Source organism: Methylosinus sp. LW4 (assembly GCF_000379125.1).
GTDB lineage: Bacteria > Pseudomonadota > Alphaproteobacteria > Rhizobiales > Beijerinckiaceae > Methylosinus.
Window position 1 is genome coordinate 1,108,660 of record NZ_KB900626.1, and the last position, 22,878, is coordinate 1,131,537.

19 protein-coding genes and 1 tRNA gene are annotated in these 22,878 nt (G+C 67.8%); 3 read left to right on the plus strand and 17 right to left on the minus strand.

The features are described 5' to 3' along the window. Positions 1-10: 10 nt before the first annotated feature. Together METLW4_RS0105645 and METLW4_RS26985 are read right to left on the minus strand one after the other, a co-directional pair. Positions 11-1,447, minus strand: coding sequence for a protein adenylyltransferase SelO (locus METLW4_RS0105645; RefSeq protein WP_018265233.1), 1,437 nt, complete (start codon positions 1,445-1,447; stop codon positions 11-13). Between the two features lie 155 nt (positions 1,448-1,602). Further along, positions 1,603-1,782, minus strand: a complete 180-nt coding sequence (locus tag METLW4_RS26985) for a YdcH family protein (protein ID WP_083919220.1) — start codon at positions 1,780-1,782, stop codon at positions 1,603-1,605. Between the two features lie 266 nt (positions 1,783-2,048). Between METLW4_RS26985 and METLW4_RS0105655 the strand changes: the two genes are divergently transcribed. Both METLW4_RS0105655 and METLW4_RS0105660 read left to right on the plus strand, forming a co-directional pair. After that, positions 2,049-2,123 (plus strand) — tRNA-Val (locus METLW4_RS0105655). Between the two features lie 273 nt (positions 2,124-2,396). Further along, positions 2,397-2,867: a MucR family transcriptional regulator gene (locus tag METLW4_RS0105660; RefSeq protein WP_018265235.1), complete on the plus strand. Its 471-nt coding sequence runs from the start codon at positions 2,397-2,399 to the stop codon at positions 2,865-2,867. Positions 2,868-2,904: 37 nt separating this feature from the next. Here METLW4_RS0105660 and METLW4_RS0105665 read toward each other — a convergent pair whose 3' ends face one another. Both METLW4_RS0105665 and METLW4_RS0105670 read right to left on the minus strand, forming a co-directional pair. Then, complete coding sequence (locus METLW4_RS0105665; protein WP_018265236.1) at positions 2,905-4,929, minus strand: GumC family protein; 2,025 nt, start codon at positions 4,927-4,929, stop codon at positions 2,905-2,907. A 14-nt stretch (positions 4,930-4,943) separates the two neighbouring features. Beyond that, positions 4,944-5,708: a metallophosphoesterase family protein gene (locus tag METLW4_RS0105670; protein WP_018265237.1), complete on the minus strand. Its 765-nt coding sequence runs from the start codon at positions 5,706-5,708 to the stop codon at positions 4,944-4,946. A 236-nt stretch (positions 5,709-5,944) separates the two neighbouring features. Between METLW4_RS0105670 and METLW4_RS0105675 the strand changes: the two genes are divergently transcribed. Beyond that, positions 5,945-7,498 (plus strand): sugar transferase, encoded by a 1,554-nt coding sequence (locus METLW4_RS0105675; RefSeq protein WP_018265238.1) that lies wholly within the window; start codon positions 5,945-5,947, stop codon positions 7,496-7,498. 7 nt (positions 7,499-7,505) lie between these two features. Here METLW4_RS0105675 and METLW4_RS24095 read toward each other — a convergent pair whose 3' ends face one another. From METLW4_RS24095 to METLW4_RS0105740, 13 genes are all read right to left on the minus strand, one after another. Continuing rightward, positions 7,506-8,339 (minus strand): glycosyltransferase family 2 protein, encoded by an 834-nt coding sequence (locus METLW4_RS24095; RefSeq protein ID WP_018265239.1) that lies wholly within the window; start codon positions 8,337-8,339, stop codon positions 7,506-7,508. Continuing rightward, the gene (locus METLW4_RS0105685) at positions 8,339-9,628 is read right to left on the minus strand and encodes a glycosyltransferase (RefSeq protein ID WP_018265240.1); all 1,290 of its coding nucleotides are present in this window, start codon (positions 9,626-9,628) and stop codon (positions 8,339-8,341) included. Before METLW4_RS0105685 ends, METLW4_RS24095 begins: the two co-directional genes overlap by 1 nt. Continuing rightward, positions 9,537-10,610, minus strand: coding sequence for a glycosyltransferase family 4 protein (locus METLW4_RS0105690; protein ID WP_018265241.1), 1,074 nt, complete (start codon positions 10,608-10,610; stop codon positions 9,537-9,539). Before METLW4_RS0105690 ends, METLW4_RS0105685 begins: the two co-directional genes overlap by 92 nt. Further along, complete coding sequence (locus METLW4_RS0105695) at positions 10,589-12,043, minus strand: O-antigen polymerase (RefSeq protein ID WP_018265242.1); 1,455 nt, start codon at positions 12,041-12,043, stop codon at positions 10,589-10,591. Before METLW4_RS0105695 ends, METLW4_RS0105690 begins: the two co-directional genes overlap by 22 nt. 5 nt (positions 12,044-12,048) lie before the next feature. Next, positions 12,049-13,143 (minus strand): glycosyltransferase family 4 protein, encoded by a 1,095-nt coding sequence (locus METLW4_RS24100; protein WP_018265243.1) that lies wholly within the window; start codon positions 13,141-13,143, stop codon positions 12,049-12,051. 145 nt (positions 13,144-13,288) lie between these two features. Then, positions 13,289-14,161, minus strand: a complete 873-nt coding sequence (locus METLW4_RS0105705; RefSeq protein ID WP_026191285.1) for a glycosyltransferase family 2 protein — start codon at positions 14,159-14,161, stop codon at positions 13,289-13,291. After that, on the minus strand, positions 14,158-15,117 hold the full coding sequence (locus METLW4_RS0105710; RefSeq protein ID WP_018265245.1) for a glycosyltransferase family 2 protein: 960 nt from the start codon (positions 15,115-15,117) through the stop codon (positions 14,158-14,160). Before METLW4_RS0105710 ends, METLW4_RS0105705 begins: the two co-directional genes overlap by 4 nt. Further along, positions 15,111-16,280, minus strand: coding sequence for a glycosyltransferase (locus METLW4_RS0105715; protein WP_018265246.1), 1,170 nt, complete (start codon positions 16,278-16,280; stop codon positions 15,111-15,113). Before METLW4_RS0105715 ends, METLW4_RS0105710 begins: the two co-directional genes overlap by 7 nt. Beyond that, a complete protein-coding gene (locus tag METLW4_RS26320) occupies positions 16,277-17,566 on the minus strand; it encodes an ABC transporter ATP-binding protein (RefSeq protein WP_018265247.1) in 1,290 nt (429 codons plus the stop codon). The genes METLW4_RS0105715 and METLW4_RS26320 overlap by 4 nt, the downstream gene beginning before the upstream one ends. Beyond that, on the minus strand, positions 17,563-18,420 hold the full coding sequence (locus METLW4_RS0105725) for an ABC transporter permease (RefSeq protein WP_018265248.1): 858 nt from the start codon (positions 18,418-18,420) through the stop codon (positions 17,563-17,565). The genes METLW4_RS26320 and METLW4_RS0105725 overlap by 4 nt, the downstream gene beginning before the upstream one ends. Before the next feature lie 5 nt (positions 18,421-18,425). Continuing rightward, on the minus strand, positions 18,426-19,052 hold the full coding sequence (locus METLW4_RS0105730; RefSeq protein WP_018265249.1) for a hypothetical protein: 627 nt from the start codon (positions 19,050-19,052) through the stop codon (positions 18,426-18,428). Beyond that, a complete protein-coding gene (locus METLW4_RS0105735) occupies positions 19,049-21,289 on the minus strand; it encodes a GumC family protein (RefSeq protein ID WP_018265250.1) in 2,241 nt (746 codons plus the stop codon). The genes METLW4_RS0105730 and METLW4_RS0105735 overlap by 4 nt, the downstream gene beginning before the upstream one ends. 20 nt (positions 21,290-21,309) lie before the next feature. Next, positions 21,310-22,800: an O-antigen ligase family protein gene (locus tag METLW4_RS0105740; protein ID WP_018265251.1), complete on the minus strand. Its 1,491-nt coding sequence runs from the start codon at positions 22,798-22,800 to the stop codon at positions 21,310-21,312. Between the last annotated feature and the right edge of the window lie 78 nt (positions 22,801-22,878).

Genomic DNA, 22,878 nt, shown 5'->3' on the forward strand with positions numbered 1-22,878 from the left:
TTTCCGAATGTCATCCCCCGGCAGGCGCCGGCGCATAGGCTTCGCGCATCGAAGCGATCTGCGCGACCTTGTCGGCGAGCGCGCTCCAATCGTCGCGCTCCGCGATATGCGCCCAGATCGATTCGACCTCTTCGATCAGCATAGTGCAGGGGACGGGGCGACGAAAATAGGGATGGTCGAGATTGGCGGCGGGCGATGTCGCATGCGCGGCCAGCGCCGCGCGCAGCCCTTGGAATTCCGGCGCGTCATAGGCGGCGGCCTCCGGGCTCGCGGCGGCGCGCTCGCGGCTCGCCATGCCGCCGCGCCAATCGAAGAAGGTCTGCTCGAAGGGCGCCTGCGTCTTGCCGAGAAATTCCAGCAATCCTTTGGCGAGCGCGGCGTCCTGCTCGGGATCCTCCGCCGGCAGCAGGCCGAAGCGGTCGAGCAGAGCGAGCTGGAACTCGCGCTGGATGACGGCCTGAAAGCCGCCGAGAATCTGCTCGGCGCGCTGCAGCCCGACATGCGGCAGAATGGTCTCCGCGAGGCGCGTGAGATTCCAGCCGAGCGCGCCCGGCTGACGGCCGAAGGAATAGAGCCCGCTGTCGTCGAAATAGGCCGCGGTGAATTGCGGATCATAGCGCGGCGCGAAGCGCCACGGCCCATAGTCGAAGCTCTCGCCGGTGACGTTGATATTGTCCGAGTTGAGAACGCCATGGACGAAGCCTGCGGCCATATAGCGCGCCCCGAGTCGCCCCACGCGCGCCACGACGCGCTCCAGAAAAGCGCCGGCGCGGCTTTCCGCCGGCTCGCCGGCCAGCTCGGGAAAATAATTGGCGACGCAATAGTCGATGAGCCGCCCGAGCCCCTCCTGGTCGTCGAGATGGGCGAGGCGCTGAAACGTGCCGATGCGAATATGCGAATGGGAGAGCCGCACCAGCACGCTGGAGCGCGTCGGCGACGGCTCGTCGCCGCGATAGAGCGGCTCGCCGGTCTCGATCAGGCTGAAGCTCTTGGAGGTGTCGACGCCCTGCGCCTCCAGCATCTCTGTGGCGAGAATCTCGCGTACGCCGCCCTTCAGCGTGAGCTTGCCGTCGCCCTGGCGTGACCAGGGCGTGCGGCCCGAGCCCTTCGTGCCGAGATCGAGCAGGCGTCCGTCCTCGGCGTCGCGCAGCTGCGTGAACAGAAAGCCGCGGCCGTCGCCTATGTCGGGATTATAGGTGCGGAACTGATGGCCGTGATAGCGCAGCGCCAGCGGCTGCGGAAAGCCGCCGGGCAGCGGCTCGAAACGGCCGAGATGGGCGATCCATTCCTCTTCCGTCAGCGTGTCCAGGCCGACGCGCGCCGCCCATCGCTGATTGCGATAGCGCAATATGTGCTGCGGAAAGCGCGCGGGCTCCACAGGGTCGAAGAAGCCGTCGCCGAGCGTGGCGTGGAGGGTTTCGGCGCGATAGCGCGGGGAAGGGGGCATGGGGATTCTCGGCTCTCGCTATGGCAGAAAATTCTGCGACCATAGACGCCGCGAAGCAAGCCGGGCGCCCGCATCGGCCAGGGCGCCGTCCCCCGCCACAAAAAAAGGCGGAGAGCAGCTCTCCGCCTCGACGCTAGACCTCTATCGCAATCTGCTCAGTGCAGGCTGACGCCTTGCCGCAGCTTGTTGATCTCGTCCTTGAGCTGAAGCTTTTTGCGTTTCAGTTCGTGGAGCTTCGAATCATCGTATCGGGGATGGTGCTGAACCTGCTCGATCTCTTTCTTGAGCGCCTGATGGCGGCGTTCGAGCTCGACGAGATGGGTCTGTAGCGACATACGGCGCCTCCTTTGGTTGATGACAGAAGGACGACGTCAGTGTGACATGAATTCCAAGGCCCGCAAGGGGCGAAGTCGTCGCGGGGCAATGAATTATTTCGCCCGAAGCCATTGCGTGCGGAAGGAAATCTTAACGTTCGGCGACGCCGAGGCCGCGGTTTTACGACAGGGCGTGGAAACTGTCGAAGGGCGCTTGCGCCTCGGCCCGACAGCCATTATACGGGCGTCACTCGCGCTGGACGGAGCAAGCATCCGAACGGCGCCGGGGGCGCGTAGCTCAGCGGGAGAGCACTACGTTGACATCGTAGGGGTCACAGGTTCAATCCCTGTCGCGCCCACCATTCTGATCTACCCTACGCACGATCTGTTCCGCCGCCCGATGACGAAAGCTCATCGGGCGATTTTTTTGTCGGTCGCCTGGCGTCCCCTACAGTGCGTGGCCGCGCCGCGGCGATATTCGGCGGAGTTTCTATTTCAATTCGACGTTCCGCGGCCTATATCATCGAAATTGAGCTTGTTACTGGGGCCGAATCTTTGGGCGCGGGAAGTCGCCGATTGCAATCGACTTCGATATCGGCTCCAATCGATAAGATTCGACCGCGGAGGAAAAAGCCATGTCCGAAGCCGAAGACAAAGCGCTCGTCGCGCAGATACTCTCTTCCTATCTTTCGAATAATACTGTTGCGCCTCTCGATCTTCCCTCTGTCATCGCGGCCGTGAAAAAAGCCTTCGGCGGTGGCGACGCCGAGACGACGAATGCAACGGAGGGCGAGGCTAAGCAGTGGCGGCCTGCCGTTCCTGTGAAGAAATCCATCACCGCGGATGCGATTTCTTGCCTTTGTTGTGGCGAGCCGTTCAAATCCTTGAAGCGTCATCTTCAGGCCGAGCACAAGCTGACGCCGGAGGAGTATCGCGCCGCCTTCGATCTGAAGAGCGATTATCCGATCGTCGCGCCCAATTACGCCGCGCAGCGCTCGGCTCTGGCCAAATCGCTGGGTCTCGGCCGCAAGCCGTCGGCGAAGGGCGCCGCCGCGGCGAAGAAGCGCGGCGCGCCGGCGCGCGGCAGAGCCGCCGCCGAAGCCTGACAGAAGCCGCGCCGCGGAGCTCGCTCGTCGGCGCGTCTCACTCGATATGATAGGCGTCGAAGGCGCCTCCGCCCGCATAGGGCGAATAGGCGTAGGGGCCGTATTTGCGCGCCTTCGCCTCGCTCACCAGATTGAGCGCGACTCCCGCTATTCCGCCGCGATCGGGAAGCCGCTCGATCGCATGGGCGACCGTCTCGCGCGCCGTCGCCGCCCAGCGAATGATGATGATTGTCTTATCGACGAGGCCGGCGACGACGATCGGATCGACGACGGGGCCGAGCGGCGGCGTGTCGACGATGACGAGATCGAAGCTTCCGCGCAGCGCGGCCAGGAGCGTTTTCATCTTCTCGGAGGCGAGAAGATCGGCGGGAGCTTGTATCTCGCCGCCGGCCGGAAGAACCCACAGCCCCCGCGTCTCATCGAAGAAGATCGCGGCGATCGGGCTCGCGGAGCCGATGAGCAGCTCGACGAGGCCGGGCCTCTCCTCGGCGAGGAAGAGCTTCGACGCGGCGCGGCGGCGCAGATCGGCGTCGATCAGCAGCGTGCGCAGGCCCGATTGCGCGGCGGAGGCGGCGAGCGCGGCGGCGATCGTCGTCGTTCCTTCGCCAGGGACGGCGGAGGCGAGCTGAATCAGCCTGGGCGGATCGTCCACATCGCTCATGGCGATGGCGCTGCGCAGAGCCCGGAGCGCCTCGCTGGCGCGCGATAGAGGCTTTGCGCGCACGAGATCGACGAGGGCGGGGTCGCTCGATGCAATTTTGGGAATGGAGCCGAGCAGGGGCAGGGCGAGCGTCGTCTCGATCTGCGCGATCGTCGTGAATCCCGCATCCTTCAATTCGCAGGCATAGGCGGCGCCGAGCCCGAGGATCGCGCCGAGCGCCAGCGCGATCAGCAGCGTCTGCTCGGCGTCGGGCCAGGACGGGGCGCTCGGCGCGAGGGCCGGCGATATGATTCGCGCGTCGCGCGGCTCGAATTTGGCTTGCTCCTCCACCAAGCGCGCGCGGCGCATCGTCTCGTCGAGCAGCTTGCGATCGGCGGCGGCGGCGCGCTCCAGCTCGTTTCGCCGCACCAGCCGCTCCTTGCCGCGCGCCTCGGATTCGGAAATCTCGCGCAGCGCGGCTTCGGCGGCCTCGCTGCTTTTTTCCGCCTGCTCCAGCTCCTGGCGCGCGCCGGCCGCGAGACGGCGTCGCTCGGCGTCCATGGCGCGCCGGACATCGGCGATCTCGGCGCGCAGCGCGATCACGGAAGGATGCGCCGCCGTATAGCGGGCGCGCAGCTCCGCCTCGCGGCGGGAGAGTTGGTCGGCGCGCTGGCGAAGCTCGTCGAGCGCTCCGCCGAGGCCGGGCGACTGCCTAAGCTCTATTTGGGCCTTTCGCTCGGCCGCCTCCGCCCGCGCCTCCGCCGCGCGCTGCGCGATGGCGGACTGCTGCTCCGCGGGCGTGGAGGGGCCGGCGGCGGCGCGAAATTGCGCCAGCGCCTCCTCGGAGGCGCGCGATTGGCGTTGCAGCGCGACGAGCCGCTCGGCGAGCCAGGCGGAGGCGCGCCGAGCCGCCTCGAGCCGCGTGTCCAGCCTGTCGACCACGAAGGCGTCGGCGATCGCATCGGCGAGCCGCGCCGCTTTCGCCGGATCGGTCGCGGTGACGGCGATTTTTATCACTGGCGAATAGCGCAGCTGGGCGACGGAGAGGGCGCTGCGCAAACGGTCGAGCGCGGCGGCGCCGAATTCGGGATCGTCGGCGAGCCTCTCCCGCTCCACGACGCGCCGCAGCAGCGCGGCCGATCTTATGACGGCGATGTCGCTCTTCATCGTCTGCCGATTGACCGGCGCATGCGCCAAGATCGCATCGGCGCCGATCGAGCGATCCGGCCGCATCTCGATCAGCAATTGCGCGGAGGCCGTGTAGCGCGGCGTCGCCATGGCCAGGAACGCCGCGCCGGCGAGGAGCGCGAGGAATATCGCGCCGAGCAGCGGCGGCCAGCGCCGGCGGAGGAATTGCGCCGCGGCGCGGAGCTTGCGGCTGCGCGCATCGAGCCAGAACGCCGTCCTCGCGTGCTCGCGCATCGCTCGCGGCGCGGTCAGAAGCGGTCCGCGAACAGCATGCGGCGGCTGTCGCCCTCGAGCACGACGGCGGTGAGCACCGAGGTCGCGAAAGCCCCCGTGTCGACATTGATGCGATTGGGCTGAATATCCGGCTCGGAGACCGGCGTGTGGCCGTGGACGATCATTTTCTCCCAGCGGCCTTCGAAGCTCAAAAACGCCTCGCGGATCCAGAGCAGATCCTCCGCCTTCTGCTGGGCGAGCGGGACCCCGGGCTTCACGCCCGCATGGCAGAAGAAATAATCGCCGAAGCTCGCCGTCAGCCGCGTCTCCTGCAGGAATTGCAGATGGTGATCCGGCAGTCGGGACGTCAGCGCGCGGCGCGCCTCCTCGTAATTGCGGCCGCGCATGATGGAGGAGACGTCCACCCCATAGGAATGCAGCGTCTCCACGCCGCCGAACTTGCGCCAGTTCTCGAGCACGGACTCGTCCTCGAGGAAGCGCATGAAAATCTCCTCGTGATTGCCGCGCAGCGCGATGAATGGCGTCGGAAAATCGCGCCGGCTCAGCCATTCGACCACGGTCGAGGATTGCAGCCCGCGGTCGATGTAATCGCCGAGGAAGATGGTCAGCGTCTCCACCGGCGCGGCGTCGAGCTCCGCCTCGATCCGCCGCGCGAGCGTGTCGAGAAGATCGGCGCGTCCGTGAATGTCGCCGACGGCGTAAATGCGCAGATCGGGAGGAAGGACAGTCGGAAGCCCGGTCTCCAAAGCCAAAAATTGCGTCAATCTCGAAATCGTCATCTCACCGGCCCGGTCCTCGCCGCGCTGGGAATCCCGCCGCGACGGGCCGCAAGTCTAGAGCATATCGTCCGTCGACGAAATCGCGACGGGCCGCGTTTCGTCGCGCTTTTCTGCACGCGCTGAAGCAGGCGTGGAAGCGGAGGCGCCCCATTGTTGACATATTATCTCGGCTATGCTCAAGATCGAGCGCCCACTTTTGGCCGCAACTATCTGTTTGCGCTGGGAATATTTTCAATATGAGGGTAGCGTCGCCGGCATCGAGGGATGGGACTGCCTTTCGCCTCCGGCTGGCCGACATCGGCTGGGCTACGGCGGCGCCTTTCATCGCCCTCGCCCTGCGCGACCCTCAGCTGCTCGAGGCGGGCGATCTCACGCGCGACATTCCCGCGCCTTTTCGCTACGCCTTTCTCTCCATCGCCTGCACGCTGCTGGTCATGTGGGGCTTCCGCCTCGGCGACCGCATGGGGCAGTTTTTCTCGCTGCGCGACGCCATCGACATTTGCGTCGCCTCCGCCTGCGCCGTCGCCGCGAGCAGCGTGGTTCTCTTCACGCTCACGCGCCTCGAGGGCGTGCCGCGCTCCACGCCGCTGATCTATGTCCTCGTGCTCGCCGCCGGCCTCGTCGCGATCCGGGGGGTGAGCCGGCTGCATCACCGGGAGGTCTGGCGCAGGGAGCTAGAGACCAGCGTCGCCGATCCGTCCACGGCCTTGCGTCGCGTGATCCTGATCGGCGTCGATCGCTTCGCCTCGGCGGCGATCGAGCTCATCGACTATCAGCTGCCGCGGACGACGCAGATCGTCGCCGCTCTGGACGCGCGGTCTTCCTTTGTGGGGCGCAAGGTCGGCGGCGTCTCGATCGTCGCCCTGCCGCAGGACATTGGCGCGGTGCTGGACGAATATGCCGAGCATGGCGTCGAGATCGACGAAGTGTGGCTCGCCGACGACAAGGAGGCCTTGCCGGCCGAGCTGCTGAAGGACGTCGCCGCGCAATGCGACGCGCGCGGCCGCGATTGCATCCCCATTGCGGAGGCGCTCAATCTCGCCCCGCGGCAGGCGCGGCCGGAGACGCGGCTCGGAGGGCCGCCGGACGGGCGTTTCGACATGCCGGGTTATTTCGGCTCCAAGCGCGTCATCGATCTTCTGGCGACGAGCCTGCTGCTCGTCTTCGCCGCGCCGATGGCGCTGATCGTCGCTTGCGCCATCCTCATCGACGTCGGCGCGCCCATCGTCTTCTGGCAGCAGCGGGTGGGACGCAATGGCGAGCGCTTCTTCGTCTATAAGTTCCGCACCTTTCGACCGCCCTTCGACCGCCGTGGCCGCCGCGTGCCCAAGGAACGGCGCCTGTCGAGGATCGGCCGCGCCATCCGCGCCGCTCGGCTGGACGAGATTCCGCAGCTCTACAATGTGATTATCGGCCATATGTCGTTGATCGGCCCGCGCCCTCTGCTGCCTGTCGATCAGCCGGCCGATCCGCGGCGGCGCCTCAGCGTGCGGCCGGGCGTCACCGGATGGGCGCAGATCAAGGGCGGAACGCTGGTCACGCCCGAGGAGAAAAACGCGCTCGACGTCTGGTATATTCGCCACGCCTCCTGGCGGCTCGATCTGGCCATCGCCTTCGGCACGCTCGCCATCGCCTTCACTGGGGAAAGGCTGAATCGCGCCGCGGTCGAGCACGCGACCGGCTGGTATCGGCGCGAGTTCGAAGGCGCGCGTGGCAGGGCCGAGACGATGGGCCTGCGTCCACAGGGACGCGCGAAATCGCCCGCGCTCGCGCCGGGCCGGTCGATCTGAGGAGAGGCTAGCGGACTTGCTCTCGCTCGGCGGCCTGCTGCGGCGCCGGCGCGGTCTTGGTCGGCGGGGTCATCCGCTTCTCCAGCGCCATCAAGGCGAGGATCGACTCCGCGACGAGCCGCTGCAGCGCGTAATAGAGGCCGGCGCGGCCGTCGAGAAACAGGCCCTTGGCGAAATAGGCGTAGAGGAAGACGACGATCGGCGCCAGCGGCGGAACGCTGCGCAGATGGCGGATCAGCGCGGGGGGCTCGTCCGCATCCAGCCGCTCGACCTCGCGCGCCATATAGCGAATTTGCGAGGCGACGAAGCGCGCCGTGGGTTTGCGATCGTCATGGGTGATCTTGCCCGCGAGCGTCTGGACCGGGCCGTCGATGCGCCAGCCCTCGGCATGGCCGCGATCATAGACGGAAAAACGCCCCTGGCGAAGCAGCACGGTTTTCGGCGGATAGAGCGAGCCGCTCAGCGGTCGGCCGAAAATCTCATAATCGAAGCCGATCTCATAGGCCGCGACATCCGGCCCCGGCCGCAGCGCGCGCAATTCCTCGATGAGCGCGTCGCCGAGCCGATAATCGGCGTCGAGGCGCAATATCCATTCGGTGGCGACGCTGGTCTGCGTCATGGCGAAGCGCCATTGGCTCGCATGATTGTCGAAAGGCCGCGAGAAGATGCGCACGCGCGCATCGGCGCGCAGGATCGCCAGCGTTCGATCGGCGCTGCCGCTGTCGACGACGATAATGGATCTCGCCCAGCGCAGCCGCGACAAAATGCGGGCGATGTTCGGCTCCTCGTCATAGGTGAGGAGAACCGGGGTGATCCGATCCAGCAGGGAAGGGCGGGTCATTACGGGACGCCTCGCAGGGAAGATTGCTTTAGCACATCTTCGTACTGCGCGACCATTTCCGCGGCGACGGCGGTCCAGCTCCATCGCCGCTCGACAGCGGCGCGTCCGCGCGCGCCCATCTCCTCCGCGGCGCGGGCGTCTGCCGCTATGATCGCGAGCCCGCGCGCGATAGAGGCGGCCTCCGGCGCGACGACGACGCCTGCGCGCTCGGCCGCGACCGTCTCGGCGACGCCGGCCGTGCGGGAGACGACGACCGGCCGGCTATGCGACATGGCCTCGAGCGCGACATTGCCGAAATTCTCATTGAGCGAGACGAGCGCGAGACAGGCGCAGGCGCGATAGAGCGCCGATCGATCCGGCTCGCCGATCTGTCGCGCGACGATGGTCACGCGCCCGCTGACGCCGCGCCGCGCCGCGAGACGCGCCAGCTCCCCCGCCAGGCCATGCTCGTCATTGCCGGCGATGACGCAGCGTAGATCGGGCGTCAGAGCGATGGCCTCGATCAGAGCGGCGAGGTTTTTCTTCCAGTCGATGCGTCCGAAGGCGAGGACGAAAGGGCCGCCGGCGATGGCCGCGGCGATATCGCCGCCGATCGTCTGCTCTGCTCGCAATTCGGCGGCGTCGACGCCGTGGCCGATGACGGCCAGAGGCGGCAGATCGAAGCGGAAGGCGCGCAGGTCCTCCGCCTCGCGCCGCGAGGCGAGATGGAGCGCCGCCGCCTCGCGAATGGTGCGGCGCTCGAACAGAGCGATCCAGGCGGATTTGATGAGCGCGCTCTTGGCGCGCACCAGCGAGGCGACCAGCATTCCATGCGGCGAGAGCACATAGGGCGCGCCGTGGCGCCTCGCGATGCGCGCCGCCGCCAATGTCGGCCACAGAAAGACGGAATGGAGATGCAGAATATCGAAATCCGCCGCATGGCGCCGCAGCGCCTCGCCCATTGCGGGGGATCGGTAGAGGCGCCGTCCCAGCCCGGTCGCGAAATAGGTGACGCCGACGCCGTCGAGATCGACGCGCGCGCCGAGCGGCGTCGGCGAAACGCCGGGGCCGTCGACATTGGTCGTATAGACCTCGACCGCATGGCCGAGCGCCGCTTGCGCCTTGGCGAGCCCATGCACGGCATGGATCGTGCCGCCATAGCGGACCGCCGGCAGATAGGTGGGCGTGACATGGAGAATGCGCAGTCTCGTGCCTCCCTCAGCGCGCCTCGGCGAGGCAGCCGAGCATCGCCTCGACCAGCCGCTCGCAGCCGGTCTCGACGCGATAGTCGCGGCTCTGCGCGCGGCCATTCGCGCCCATGGCGCGCAGCCGCGCGATCGGCGTGCGTGCGATGTCGCGCAGCGCCCGTTCGAGCGCGGAGCCGTCGGCGGCCGGAATCAGCCATCCATTTTCCGCGGTGACGCGCTCGACCGCGGCGCCGGTCTGATCGCTTCCCAGAACGGGCATGCCGGCGGCCATGCCCTCGATGACGATGAGCCCCCAGCCGTCGTGACGCGAGGGCGCCACCAGCACATCGGCGCGCGCGTAGATCTGCGGCAACGCCTCCATTTGAGCGAAGCCGATGCGCTCGATGCGATCTGGAAAGCGATGCGCCAGCTGCTCCACATCGGCGCGCAGTGGTCCGTCGCCGACGAAGATCGCCTCGAGCGCGACGCCCTCGGCGAGCATTCGCTCGAGAGCCGTGAGGAGGAGATCGACGCCTTTGCGCGCGATCAGCGCGCCGGAGAACAGGAGGCGCGGCGCGCGCGGCGCGGCGTCGCCGCGCTCGATCGCCAGAAAGCCGGAGAGATCGGAGGTATAGGGCAAGTTTCGATAGCGCCGGCGCGGGCCGAACTCGCGCCGATAGGAGGCGACGGCCATCTCGCCCATGCCCCACATTTCGGCGGCGCTCGCGTGAAAGGCGCGCATCGCCCAGCGCCGATAGAGCGCGCCGAGAAGGGGCGGCGCCTGATAGCCGAAGCGCTCCCCCCAGAAGGCGAAAGGACGGCCGGAGGAAACGCGCAGCTTCAGCAGCCGTTGCACGATCGGATGGCGATAGGCGCCGAAAACGCAGAGATCGCTATCGCGCATCCATTGCGCGAGGCGCTCGAAAGGCGTCTCGCCGCAGCAAGCGTGCTCATGCGCCAGCGTCGGCGCGCGCCATTCGCGATCGGGCGCGCGCATGCGCTCATAGATGACCCGCAGCGCGATCCGCCCGTCCGCGGCGAGGAGATCGAACAGGCGCGCCTGATAGGGCGAGGGCATGTTGGTCACGATGACGATGGTTCGCATTTCTGCTCGCTATCGTCTCGTTCAGACGGCGTCGTGGCGCCGGATCGGGCGCCGGTTTTCTTCGAGGTGACGAGGCTGACGACCGTCCATGCGAGCACGGCGTAGGTCATCAGAATGATCTCCTGCATCGAGCGCATGCCGACGAAGAACACCATCAGGCCGAGGCAGTAGAGAACGCGGGCGTTCTCGCTGCGCTCGCGCAGCAGCGCCGTCCAGGAGGCCGCCGCCCAGCCGAGCAGCAGCGCGCCGAGCACGACGGCGGCGATCCCATAGGAGGCGTAGAGCTCGCCGATGATCGAGCTGGAGAGAGAGACGTCGGATTTGCCGACGAGCCCCGGCAGGCTGAAGCCGGCGTCGATCGGCTTGTCCGGCCAGAGCGCGCGCGGAATGGGACGCACCAGCACGTAATAAATCTGCTTCCAGCCGACATATTCGACGACATCGGGAAAGTAATGGATGATCTGGGCGAGCCGCAGGAAATTGTCGTCGACATGAAACTGGCCGGCGAACTCGAAATCATCGAGGCCGACGTCGCCGCTCAGAAAGCCGTCGAGCCCGACATTGCGGATGAGCAGAATGAATTGCAGCAGGCTCAGCACGCCGACCGCGCCGCCGGCGACGACCGCGGTTCGCACGAAGGAGAAGCGCTCCTTCAATATCATCCACAGCAGCAGGCCGGAGCCCAGCATCATGCCGATGATCCGGCGGCCGCCGCTCTGCGCGATGAAGGCGCAGACAATGGCGGTGAGCGTTACGGAAATCCAGACGCGCGGATCGGCCCAGCGCGCCTTGGCGCGCGTCGCCACCAGCACCGTCGCCGCCGGCAGCACATAGCCGAAATAGGCGAGATGATCGATGAAAGCGTCCCAGCCGCCGAGATCGCCGCGCGACCAGGGCGCAGCGAAGCGCGGCTGAAACAGCCCGTCGATCATCCGCGCCGGATCGAATCTCGCCGGAATTCCATAGGAGGAGATGCAAAGGGCGAAGCAGAGGCAGACCGCGATGAAGGCGTTTTGCACGGGCAGATCGGCTCGCGCGGCGCGTGCGATCGGCCTCGGCGCGCCGATCGCTGGGATGAGCCGTCCGAGCGGGATGAAGAGGGCGAAGACGGCGATCGTCTCCAGCGCGGCGATCACATCGTCGCGGCCGAGCTCGTCCAGCGGATAGGCGCCCTGCAGCAGATCGAGCAGGACCCAATAGATGATCGCGACGAGGAGAAGATTCTCCGCATGCAGCAGTCCGTGCAGCCCCTCGACCAGCGCGCGCATCAGCGGGATGGCGAGAAGGCTCATCGCCAGAACCGCCGCCGGCAGGAACATGGCGCCCTGCGGCGCGTAGTCGATCGGCGTCAGCGCGACGGCGAGGACGCCCCCGGCGGCGATGATGGCCGAGCCGGCGAGCGCGACGCCGGCGTCGCCGGGAAGCGGCCGCATGACCGCTAGGCTCCCGCGGCCGCGGCGCGCCGGCGCAGCGCTTCCCGCCCGATCTCGCGCAGCTGCGCGATCACCGCCTCGGGCGTGAAATCGGCGGCGCGGGAGATGGCGCGGGCCGACATTGCGGCGAGGCGCTGCGGATGGCGCAGCGCCCAGAGCAGGGCGTCGCGGAGCGATGCGGCGCTCTGATCCGGCAGCAGCAGGCCGCTCGCGCCGTCGAGCACGACGTCGCCGCAGCGCCGCGAGACGATCGCCGGCAGCCCATGCGCCTGCGCCTCGAGCTGGGTGAGCGCGAAGCCGTCGGAATGCGTCGGCAGGACGAACACATGCGCCTTTCGATAGAAGCTTGAGGTCTCGTCGCGCGGAACCTCACCGAGGAAGCGAATATCGGCATAATCCTTTTGCGCGGCGGCGCCCAGCTCATCGCGTCCGACGACGAGAAAGCGGATCGGCTCGCCGCGCAGCATGGCGGCCGCCTCCAGCAGCGTCCGCGCGCCTTTGCGCAGCGAGAAGGCTCCCAGAAAAAGCACGATCAGCGGATCATCCGCATCGAAACGCTCCGGGTAATGCAGCGCCGCGCTCGGCGTCTCGGCGCGATACATCAGCGGCGCGACGGCGAGCTTCTCGCTTGGGACGCCCTCGGCGACGAGACAATCGCGCGCCCAGGCGGAATTGACGAGGATCATATCCGCCGTCTCGCATTCCTCGCGCCAGCGGCGCCAATAGGCCTCGGGCGGCGCCTCCGCGCGCGCGCCCTCGCTTTCCGCCAGCGCCGCGATCAGCGCCGCCTCCTGCGGGCCGCCGTCGATCTGGTTCAGTATGGCGGCGAAGCCGCGGCTCCGCGCCGCGCGCAAGCTCTGCGCGGCGGCGTAGCCGTAGCAGAGCGCGATCCCGCCCGTTGGTGCGCGCATGCTCTGCAGCCGCGCCGCGGCGAAACGATCGAAGCGCAGATTATCGGCGTGGAGGCCGGACCAGTTCGCGCCCGGCGCCAGCCGCGCGACGCTCCGCGAGGCGATGGAAGGGAGCGTGTCGGCGAGGACGCGCGCGCCTTCGAGCCGCGCCGAATAGCGCGCAGCGAGACGCGGGCTCGCGCCGCGCAACGCGCGGCTCCATGGACGATCGGGCGGCAGCCATATATCGGTGAGGAAGGCGCGCAGCAGGCCGCGCTCGTGCAGAGCGGCGGGCAGGGCGTAATGCTCGCGCGCGCCGATCTGGCAGACGATCCAATCCGTGGAGTCATGCGCGTCAGAAATCGCTCCAGCCTCCTTTGCGCAAGGCGAGCTTGGCGGCGACCGCAGCCTTCGACACGAGGCGCCTGTGCGCGCGCATTCGCCAAAGATGATGCGGGATCATCGCCAGTCCGGCGAGGACGCCGCCCCTGCGTCCCATCCGCAGGCAGAAGAAGACACGATTGGTGATCTGCAGCGCCGCCAGCGGATAGAAGCGCGGCGGATAGCGCAGAAAGGCGAGCAGCGCGATATTGGCGATGCTCGCCGCATTGATGCGCGGCTCGGCGTGATGCGCGAGATCGGAATTGTGGAACACGCGCAGATAGGGCGTGAAGACGAGCCGGCGCCCGCGCTCGATGAGGCGAAGCGCCATATCCTCCTCCTCGACGCCATAGGCGAGCGGCAATGGCAGATAGCCGCCCGCCTCGAGAAGATGGCTGCGCCGAAACACGGCGCCGCCGCCATTGAAGCCGCAGGTCTCGCGCAGCGCGCGCCGATCCGGCGCCGGCGTCTCGCCGGGATGGACGATCTGCGACGTCGCCAGAGAGAGGTCGGGGAAGCGCGCGAAAATTTCGCCGGCGCGGGCGAAGAAATCCGCGTCCAGCGGATAGGAATCATCGTCGAAAGCGGCGATGAGCGCGTGGCGCGCAGCCTCTGTCATCCGGCTGCGTCCGCCGCCCGGCCCGACGCGCGTCTCGCTGACGATGACGCGCGCCGCCGGAAAAGCCGCGCGCACCGCATCGGCGCAATCATGCCGCGCGGCGTCGACGTGAACGATGATTTCGGCCGGCGGCGGACGGCACGCCTCGAGCCGCCGCAGTGTGTCCAATGTCTGCGCGACGCGCGCGAAGGCGGCCACGGTCGCGGTGATCTGCGGCGTCTCGCTCATCGTTCCGCCCATCCGGCGACGATGCGGGCGAGGCCTTTCGCGCGCCCGCGCAAAATCTCGCACGAGAGCGGCCCCGCGGCGCCGAGCAGCCGCAACGTCGAGCCGAGAGATTCGAGAATTGCGTAAGCGACGATGAGCGAGAGCGCATGAGCGCGCGAGCGCCCGAGCGTGCGGCGCAGGATCATGTAACGATTGAATATGTCGTCCTCGGCGGCGATCCGCGCCGAGACGCGCCCGCCCGGCGCGTGAAAATGCGCCATGCGCGCGCGCGGCGCGAAATAGAGCGCGCCGAAGCGGCGAAGCTTCAAGGAGAGATCGACATCCTCGCTCATGGTGCAGCGATGCAGGAAGAAATCGGAAAAGCCCCCTGCGGCCACATAGGCCGAACGTCGGATCATCGCCGCGGCGCCGCCGATCCATTCGATCTCGGCGATATCCGCGGGCGCCGGCGAGAAACCGTAGCGCAGCAGCGGGCCGATGACGCGCCCTTGCCATTCGCCCTCGCGAAAGCCGAGCAGGCGGCGCAGCACGAAGCGCCAGACGCGCGTCGGCGGCGGCCAGCCGTCATTGCTCATATTCGCCATCACGCCGACGCTGTCGGCCCGCGATGCGAGCGCCTGGGCCAGCTCTTCGACGCAGTCTTTCTCGAGCGCGACATCATCGTCGAGCAGCAGCAGCAGCGCTCCCCGCGACGCCTCGATCGCGGAGCGGCGTTGCCGCACGGCATTGGGCGGCGAGACGGCGAGGAGACGGATGACGAGGCCGCGCGCGCGCCAGAGCGGGTCCTCGGCGACGGCGCGCGTCTCCGCATCGCCGCCGCCATCGGCGATGACGATCTCGTAAACGCCGAGCGTCTGCGTCGCGAGGGTTTCGAGAAGCCGTCGCAGCGATTGCGCGCGGCCATAGGTCGGCACGATCACGCTGATCGTCGGCGCGGCGTCGCTGGCCTCTAGCATTGCGCCTCTCCGAGCCCGAGCGCCGCAGCGAATTTCGCCTGCGCGCTACGATAGGAGAAATCGCGGTCGCCGGCAGCGCCGGCCGTCTCGCCGAGGCGCTGGCGTAGCAGCGGATCGCGCGCCAATGCCGCGAGCGCCGCGGCGAGCGCCGCCACATCCGGCGTCTCGACATGCAGCAGCGCGTCGCCATTGGCGCGCGACCATTCCGCCGCAGTGCAGTCGGGCGGGCCATAGAGAATAATCGGCAGGCGCGTGAGCGTGTAATCGACGAGCTTGCTCGGAAAGGAGAGGCGCATGGCGCGCCGCTCGTTTTCGAAAAAGGAGAAGGGAAGAAACAGAGCGTCGGCGCGCGCCGTCAGCTCGGCGAGGAAATCTTGCCCCGCGATCATGCCGCCGATGATGGTCGAGGCGTCGCAAAGACCGATGGATCGCGCCGCCGCCGCGCTGAGCGGTCCGAAGATCAGCAGGCGCCCGCCGATGGCGGCCATGGCCGCCGCCGCGTCGCGCAGCGCCGCCGCGAGGCCCGGCCAATGAACGCTGCCCGCGAAAGCGAGCGTGAAGGGACGCTCCGGCCGCGCCTGCGGCGATGGCGGCGTCGCCTCGCGCGCGCGGAACGGCGGCAGCACATCGCCCGGCGCGCCATAGCGGGCGGCGTAGTCCTCCGCCATTCGCGCGGAGATGCAGAGCCGCGACGCCGCGTTGCGATAGGCCTCGCCGAAATAGCGATCGCGCGCGCGCTCATGCGCCGCATTGCGCAGAGCGGTGCGCGGCCAATCGTCATGCATGATGAGATGCAGCGGCAGGCCGCGCCGCGCCGCAAAGGCCGCCGCCGCGCGCCAGGAATGATGCTGCCCCACAGTGACGACGGCGTCCACGCGCCAATCGCCGACGCGCCGCTGCACGCGCGGCGCGTCATAGGGAGCGAAGCGCTCGACCGCCGCCTCGAAATAGGGCGCGAAGCGTGTGAATTGCAGGCGCGGCGGCTTGCGCGTCAATCCCGCATAGCGCACGCCCGGCAGGCGGCGCGCCGGGTCGGAGGGACCGAGATAGCCCTCGACGATCCGCAGATTTTCGGCCGGCCACGACTCGAGCAGGCGATACAGAAACAGCGAGCCGTGACAGGAGCGCTCGACCGGCGCGCAGCCGCAATAGAGGAGATTCATGCGCGCCTCTCGCCGAGCCGCGCGAGCTTGGGCGGCGTCGTCGAGGGCAGAGCGACGAAGCCGAAGCCGAAGGATTGCGTGAAGTCCCAGCTGCCGCCGCCGACATTGGAGAAGGGCGTCTCGAAGATGAGCGCCTCATGGACCTGGTGATCCCAATTCACCATCGTCACCGCCGTGGCGACATCGATGCAATATTGTCCCGAGGCGAGGTGGATCGGCGCCGCCTCTATCGTCAGCTCATAGCAGCCGGGCTCTGCGGGCAGCGACATGGCGTCGAAATGGCTCAACGACCAGAGCGCGATGCGCGCGCGCTGCGCATTGGCAAGAAACACATCGACGGAGAGGCCCGGCGTTCCATCCGTGTCGAGAATGATGCGCAGCCGCAGCGGCGTCCCCGGCAGATAGACGCGCGTCGGGCCGTCGTCGCCGATCAGCTCGACCGAGCGTATGCGCGTATGCGCGCCGGCGCCCCAGTCGCGCTCGGCCTCGTCGACGCCGCCGTCCTGCTGCAGCCTGCCATAGGCGGCGATGGCCTCGTCCACGCCGCCCTGCAGCGCGAGCCGTCCGCGGTCGAAGACGAGACCGCTGGTCGCGAGACTCTTCACCGCCGCGAGATTATGGCTGACGAGCAGAACGGTGCGGCCGCCTTTGCGCGAGACCTCGTCTATCTTGCCGAGGCATTTTTGCTGAAAGCGCGCGTCGCCGACGGCGAGCACCTCGTCGACGACGAGAATGTCCGGCTCGAGATGGGCCGCCACGGCGAAGGCGAGGCGCACATACATCCCGCTCGAATAATGCTTCACCGGCGTGTCGATGAAGCGCTCGATCTCGGCGAAATCGACAATGGCGTCGAAGCGCTTCGCAATGTCGGCGCGGCGCATTCCGAGAATGGCGCCGTTGAGAAAAATGTTTTCGCGGCCGGTCAGCTCGGGGTGAAATCCCGTGCCGACCTCCAGCAGGCTGGCGACGCGGCCCGCGAGCGTCACGCGGCCTTGCGTCGGATCGGTGATGCGCGAGAGGATCTTCAACAGAGTGGATTTGCCGGCGCCATTGCGGCCGACGACGCCGACGATCTCGCCCTCGGCGATTTCGAAGGAGACGTCGCGCAGCGCCCAGAAGCGCGTGTCCGCCTCTGCCGCGCGCGCGCGGCCGCGCAGCCGCGCGAAAGGCGCGGCGGCGGTCTCCATCAGCGCCTCGCGTAGCGTGCGATAGGCGCGCGCCGGCGCGCCGATGCGATAGAGCTTGGACACGCCTTCGGCGCGGATGGCGACGCCCCTGCGCATCATACGATATCCGCGAAGCCGCGCTCGACGCGTGCGAAATAGGCGACGCCGAGGCAGAAGATCACGAGCGCCGAGGCGCCGGAAACGACGACGCCGAAGGCGTCCGGCGGCGATCCGATGAGCGCGTGGCGGAAGCCGTCGATCATGCCGGCCATGGGATTGAGAAAATAGAGGCAGCGCCATTCCGCCGGAACGAGGGAGACGGGATAGGCGACCGGCGAGGCGAACATCCAGAATTGGATGAGAAAGGGCACGATATGGCGAAAGTCGCGATAGGCGACGGTGAGCGCCGACAGCAGCACGCCGACGCCGAGCGCCGCGATGACGACGCCGAGCATGAAGAAGGGCGCCGCGAGCTGGCTCCAGAACAGGCCGACTCCGTTCCACGCCATGACGGCGAAGAGCAGCAGCGAGGAGATAGCGAGATCGACGAGCGGCGCGCCCGCCGTGGACAGCGGGATCAGCAGGCGCGGGAAATAGACCTTGGTGACGATGTTGGACGAGGCGACGAGCGAGGCGCCCGCAGTCGGCGCGACATTGGCGAAGAAGGTCCAGGGCAATAGGCCCGCCAGCGCGAAGACGGGGTAGGGCGCGCCATCGGACGGAAGTCCGGCGAGGCGTCCGAAGACGATGGAGAGCACGATCATCATCGTCAGCGGCTGCAGCAGCGCCCAGGCGGCGCCGAGCGCGGTCTGCTTGTAGCGCAATTTGAGATCGCGCAGGGCCAGCACATAGAGCAGCTCGCGATAGGCGAAGGCCTCGCGAAAATCATAGAGGCGCCAGCCGGAGCGCGCTTCTATGATGGCGATCGGCCTGCGCGCGTCGTCGCGCATCGAGGCCGTTGTGCGCTCGTCCATAGGGCTCATCTTTCCCTCGCCGCGGGCGTGAGGCCGATTTCGACGATGACCGTCTCGCCCGCGGCGCCGGCGCGCAGCAGCGCCTCGCGCATGTCGGTCTTTGTCTGGTCCGGCGAGAGATAGACGATGGCGACGAGCGCCTCGCGATCGGCGCCGGCCGCCCCCGCCCATCCGCCGAGCAGATCGTCGATGATGCTGCGGCGCGCGGCGGCGGAGAGCTGCGGCCAGAGCGGAATGGCGAAAGCGGCGCGCCGCGCCATCAGCCAGCCCTCATTGCGGCCGACGAGGGCGGACATGAGAAGCGCGCGCTCGACCTTGGCCATCGGCTCGTCGGTGTCGAATCCGGCCTGCGCATAAGCGAGCCAGGCGCCGCCGGAGAGCGGAGCGCGGGTCAGCAGATTGCGCGCGCGCTCGCGCCGCTCCTCGTCGCTCGCGCTGCCGTCGAGCTCGAGCAGCCGCGCGCGCGCCAATGTTCCGACCATAGGATCGTCGAGGAAAGGCGCGAGGGTTTTTCGCGCTGTTCTCGCCTCGGCGGAAAGATCGGCGAGGCCGAAGGAGAGGACTCGCGCGGCCGCCGCCATGGCGGCCATGCAGAGCGCGATGACGACGACGGCGGTCGCGATGCGGCTCATTCGGCGTAGTATTTCTTGTAGTAGCGGCCGCCGTAATAATAGGAATAGGCGTGCTTGCCGTATTTCTGCGCTTTGGAGTCGATCACCTGATTGAACACCACTCCGGCGACCTTCTTGTGGCCGGACAGCCGCTCGATCGAATGCGCCACCATCTCGCGCGCCGTCGACGACCAGCGCACGATGAAGATCACCTTGTCGACCAGATTGGAGATGATGAGCGGATCGACGACCGGACCCATGGGCGGCGTGTCGATCACGACGAGATCGAATTGCTCGCGCAAGCTCGCGACCAGCGTCCGCAGCCGCTCGGACAAGAGAAGATCGGGCGGGTTCTGCGTCTTGCCGCCGGCGGGCAGAAACCAGAGCTTCAACGTCTCATTGTAGACGAGCGCCGAATGCAGCTCCGCCGCGCCGGTGAGGCAATCGACGAGGCCGAGCTTCTTATCGGCGCCGAAATAGCGCGAGGCCGAGGGACGGCGCAGATCGCCGTCGATGACGAGCACTTTTTGTCCCGATTGCGCCGCCGAGCCGGCGAGCGCAATGGCCAGCGTGGATTTGCCCTCGCCGGGAATGGTCGAGGTGAATTGCAACACCTTGGGCGGATTGTCCACGTCGCTCATCTGTATGGCGCTGCGCAATGAGCGCAGCGCCTCGCTGAGACGCGACAGCGGCTTGGCGAGCGGATATTCGGGAATGGAGACGACGGCGCCGTTCACCGACAGCTCGCGGTGGTCCATGCGCGAGATGGAGGCGAGCAGCGGCAGAGCGAGAAAATCCTCGATCTCGCGCGGCGTCGCGAAGCCGGCGTTGAGCATCTCCAGCGCATAGGCGCCGAGCGCGCCCGCCATAAGGCCGAGGACGAGAGCGGCGAGCAGGGATTGAAGCGGCTTGGGCGAGGTCGGCGTCACCGGCGCCAGCGCCGGCGTGATGATGCGCGCGTCGCGCGCCTCGAAGGTCGATTGCTCCTGCGTCACGCGCTCGCGCTGCAGAAAATCCTCGAAGAGGCTCTTGTTGACGACGGCGGTGCGTTCCAGCTCGCGCAGCGTTATGGCCTTCGTATTGTCGAGATCATTGGCGCCGGTCACTTCCCGCAGCGTCTTCTCGATCGCCTCCTGCCGCGCCTTCGCCAGCTCGTGCTCATTGCGAATATTGGCGGCGAGGCGCTGCGACTCGGCGGCGATGGCGCGATGAACGTCGGCGATCTGCGCGCGCAGATTGACGACGGAGGGATGGCTCGGATTATAGCGCGCGAGCAGTTCCGCCTCCTGGCGCGAAAGATCGCTCGCCTGTCGGCGCAGCTCCGCGCTGGCTCCGCTGGAGACGTCCGGCAGCTGCCCTATGCCGCCTCCGCGCGCCTCGAGCTTTTGCAGCATGTCGAGCCGCGCTTTCTTCTCGGCGGTCTCCGCCCGCGCCTGCACGAGACGGCCGTTGAGCTGGGCGAGCTGATCCTGATTGAGCGTCGCGCCGGGCGTCGCGCCGGTGAGATTGTTCTCGGCGCGAAAGCGCGCCACCGCCTCCTCGGATTCGCGCAGCTGCTGACGCAGCTCGACGAGGCGATCGGACAGCCAGGCGGAGGCGCGCCGCGCCGCCTCGAAACGCGCGTCCAGCTTGTCGACCACATAGGCGTCGGCGATCGCATTGGCGAGATTGGCGGCCTTCTCTCTGTCCGCGGAGGTGAAGGAGACGTTGATCACATAGGCCTGGCCGGCGCGCGCCACGGCCACCGCCTGCTTGACGTTCTCGACGGTGGCGACGGTCTCGGGAGAGCCGCCGAGCGCGGAGGCGACTGTTCTGGCGGGCGCCTGCTGCGGCGCATTGCGAGAGAGCAGCTCACGCAGGCGGTCGAGGAGGCCGCCGCCGCCGACGCGGGTCCGCGCGCCGAATTCCGTATCCTCGACGAGCCGCTCCTTCTCCACCACGCGGCGGAGCAGCGCGCTGGATTTGATGATGGCGATCTGGCTCTCGATCGTCGGCAGATCGAGCGCGGCGTCGGTCATGATCGCGTCCTGCCCGCCGGCTTTTTCCTTATGCGGATCGAGCAGCAGCTGCGCCGAGGCGGTGTAGAGCGGCGTCGTGCGCGCCGTCTCGACGGCGGCGACGAGCAGGAAAAGCGCGGTCACGCCGGCGATCAGCTTCCACTGACGCCAAACGAAATTGACATAGCCATGGATGTCGAAGCCGGCTTCCGCTTCGGCCGGCGCGGGCGCCTCCCTTTGTGTCTCGAGACGTTTCAGCATCGAATGCGTGTTCCAGCGGGCTAGTCGGAGAGGGAGATGCGCGAGCTCTCGGCCTGCGCGACGCCGGCGCCGAGAATGGCCATGTAGGTGAGCGCCACGGCCTCTATCTGAACGCCGAAATCGACGAGAGAATGGACGCCGACGAGCAGCGAGCAGGCGGCGGCCGCCGCGGCGGGAGCCGAGGCTCGTCGCCGCGTCGCCGCGCCGATGACGCATTTCGCCGCGAGCCAGAAGAGCGCGCCGATGAGCGCCGCGCCGAAGACGAGACCGAGCCCCAAGAATGCCTCCAAATAGGCGTTATGCGCCTTGTCCCATATATCGGCGGTCGGAATCGAGCGGTCGCGGTAGAGCGGAAACAGCGTGGCGAAGGCGCCGTATCCATAGCCCAGCAGCGGCGTGTCGAGAATGGCGCGAAGCGTGATGGAGAAGACGGCGAGGCGCCCGCCATCGTCGAGGCCGGCGTCGAGCGCGCGGCGGATGATGAGATCGCCGGAATAGAAAATCGTCGCGGCCAGCCCTGCGGCGACGAGGGCGACGGCTCCGGCGCTTTCTCCGCCGCGCCGGCCGCGCGAATAGGCGAGGGCGAGCAGGGCGCCGGCGGCGAGCATCGTCGCCAGAATGCCGCCGCGCGACACTGTGCCGAGCAGAGCGACGAAGATCACGAAAGCCGCCGCCAGCAGGAGCCAGCCGGCGAGGCCCGCCGCTTGCAGCCGCCGCGCCAGCCGAGCGGCGAGCGCCCCCGTTTCGCGCGGAGCGTCGCGATCGGCGAGCGGAATGAGGAGCGCGAGCGTCGTCGCCAGCCCTATGCCCGCATAGGTGGCGAAGTTGTTGCGGTTGACGAAGGTGGAGCGCACGAAAAGGCCTTGGGCGGGCGCGTCGAAGAAAGGAATGGCGGCCGAGAAGAAGGCCGACAGAAATAGCCCATAGGCGGAATAGGCCGCCACGATGACGGTGATCGCCTGCAACAGAACATGCGCGCGATGCGAGCGGCGCGACAATTGGAGCGCCAGCCAGAAGACGCTGGCCGCCGTCACGAGGCGGAGCAGGAAGACGAGCGTCTGGCCGCGATCGACCGAGATCGCGCCGTCGATCGGACGCTCCAGCGCCTCGCTCGCCATTGCCCAGATCGGATGCGCGAGCGCTCCCGCGGCGAGCGGGAGGGCCTGAATGCAAATCCACAGTAGCGCCGCGCCGAAGAGCGCCGCCGGGCCGGCGATGGCCGCGATCGACACGGCATGGCGGCGTCCGGCGAAGAGGACGCCGAGCTCGAAGAGAATGGCCAGCGCCGGAAAATACAGGCCGTTCACGCCCCAGGCCGGCAGGCGATTGCCGCCGAGCCAAAAGGGCGCGAAGGCCAATCCGAGCACGAGGCCGAGGAGAAGAAGCGCCTCGAAGCCGCCCTCCGCCTTGAGAGCGGCGAAAGCTCCGCGCCCCGGCTCATGGGCGTTTTCGGTCGGGAGCGAGGACTCCCGCGAAAAGGGCGCGAGCTTCTGCAAAAGGCGCTTGTCCATGCTGCCGCCGAGGGGTGAATGCGGCGTTTTCACCCCGATGGCGCGGTTGCGGAGGGGAGATCATATCGCCACGAATGA

Bases quoted from the DNA above. Each gene is read 5' to 3' on its own strand.
- METLW4_RS0105660 (WP_018265235.1), top strand. From the start codon at position 2,397: ATGTCCGAAGCCGAAGACAAAGCGCTCGTCGCGCAGATACTCTCTTCC.
- METLW4_RS0105710 (WP_018265245.1), bottom strand. From the start codon at position 15,117: ATGCTAGAGGCCAGCGACGCCGCGCCGACGATCAGCGTGATCGTGCCG.
- METLW4_RS0105685 (WP_018265240.1), bottom strand. From the start codon at position 9,628: ATGGCCGCGCGCAGAGCCGCGACTATCGCGTCGAGACCGGCTGCGAGC.
- METLW4_RS0105740 (WP_018265251.1), bottom strand. From the start codon at position 22,800: ATGGACAAGCGCCTTTTGCAGAAGCTCGCGCCCTTTTCGCGGGAGTCC.
- METLW4_RS0105670 (WP_018265237.1), bottom strand. From the start codon at position 5,708: ATGACGATTTCGAGATTGACGCAATTTTTGGCTTTGGAGACCGGGCTT.
- METLW4_RS0105665 (WP_018265236.1), bottom strand. From the start codon at position 4,929: ATGCGCGAGCACGCGAGGACGGCGTTCTGGCTCGATGCGCGCAGCCGC.
- METLW4_RS0105690 (WP_018265241.1), bottom strand. From the start codon at position 10,610: ATGCGAACCATCGTCATCGTGACCAACATGCCCTCGCCCTATCAGGCG.
- METLW4_RS0105735 (WP_018265250.1), bottom strand. From the start codon at position 21,289: ATGCTGAAACGTCTCGAGACACAAAGGGAGGCGCCCGCGCCGGCCGAA.
- METLW4_RS0105730 (WP_018265249.1), bottom strand. From the start codon at position 19,052: ATGAGCCGCATCGCGACCGCCGTCGTCGTCATCGCGCTCTGCATGGCC.
- METLW4_RS26985 (WP_083919220.1), bottom strand. From the start codon at position 1,782: ATGTCGCTACAGACCCATCTCGTCGAGCTCGAACGCCGCCATCAGGCG.
- METLW4_RS0105675 (WP_018265238.1), top strand. From the start codon at position 5,945: ATGAGGGTAGCGTCGCCGGCATCGAGGGATGGGACTGCCTTTCGCCTC.
- METLW4_RS0105715 (WP_018265246.1), bottom strand. From the start codon at position 16,280: ATGAATCTCCTCTATTGCGGCTGCGCGCCGGTCGAGCGCTCCTGTCAC.
- METLW4_RS26320 (WP_018265247.1), bottom strand. From the start codon at position 17,566: ATGATGCGCAGGGGCGTCGCCATCCGCGCCGAAGGCGTGTCCAAGCTC.
- METLW4_RS0105705 (WP_026191285.1), bottom strand. From the start codon at position 14,161: ATGAGCGAGACGCCGCAGATCACCGCGACCGTGGCCGCCTTCGCGCGC.
- METLW4_RS0105695 (WP_018265242.1), bottom strand. From the start codon at position 12,043: ATGCGGCCGCTTCCCGGCGACGCCGGCGTCGCGCTCGCCGGCTCGGCC.
- METLW4_RS24095 (WP_018265239.1), bottom strand. From the start codon at position 8,339: ATGACCCGCCCTTCCCTGCTGGATCGGATCACCCCGGTTCTCCTCACC.
- METLW4_RS0105645 (WP_018265233.1), bottom strand. From the start codon at position 1,447: ATGCCCCCTTCCCCGCGCTATCGCGCCGAAACCCTCCACGCCACGCTC.
- METLW4_RS0105725 (WP_018265248.1), bottom strand. From the start codon at position 18,420: ATGGACGAGCGCACAACGGCCTCGATGCGCGACGACGCGCGCAGGCCG.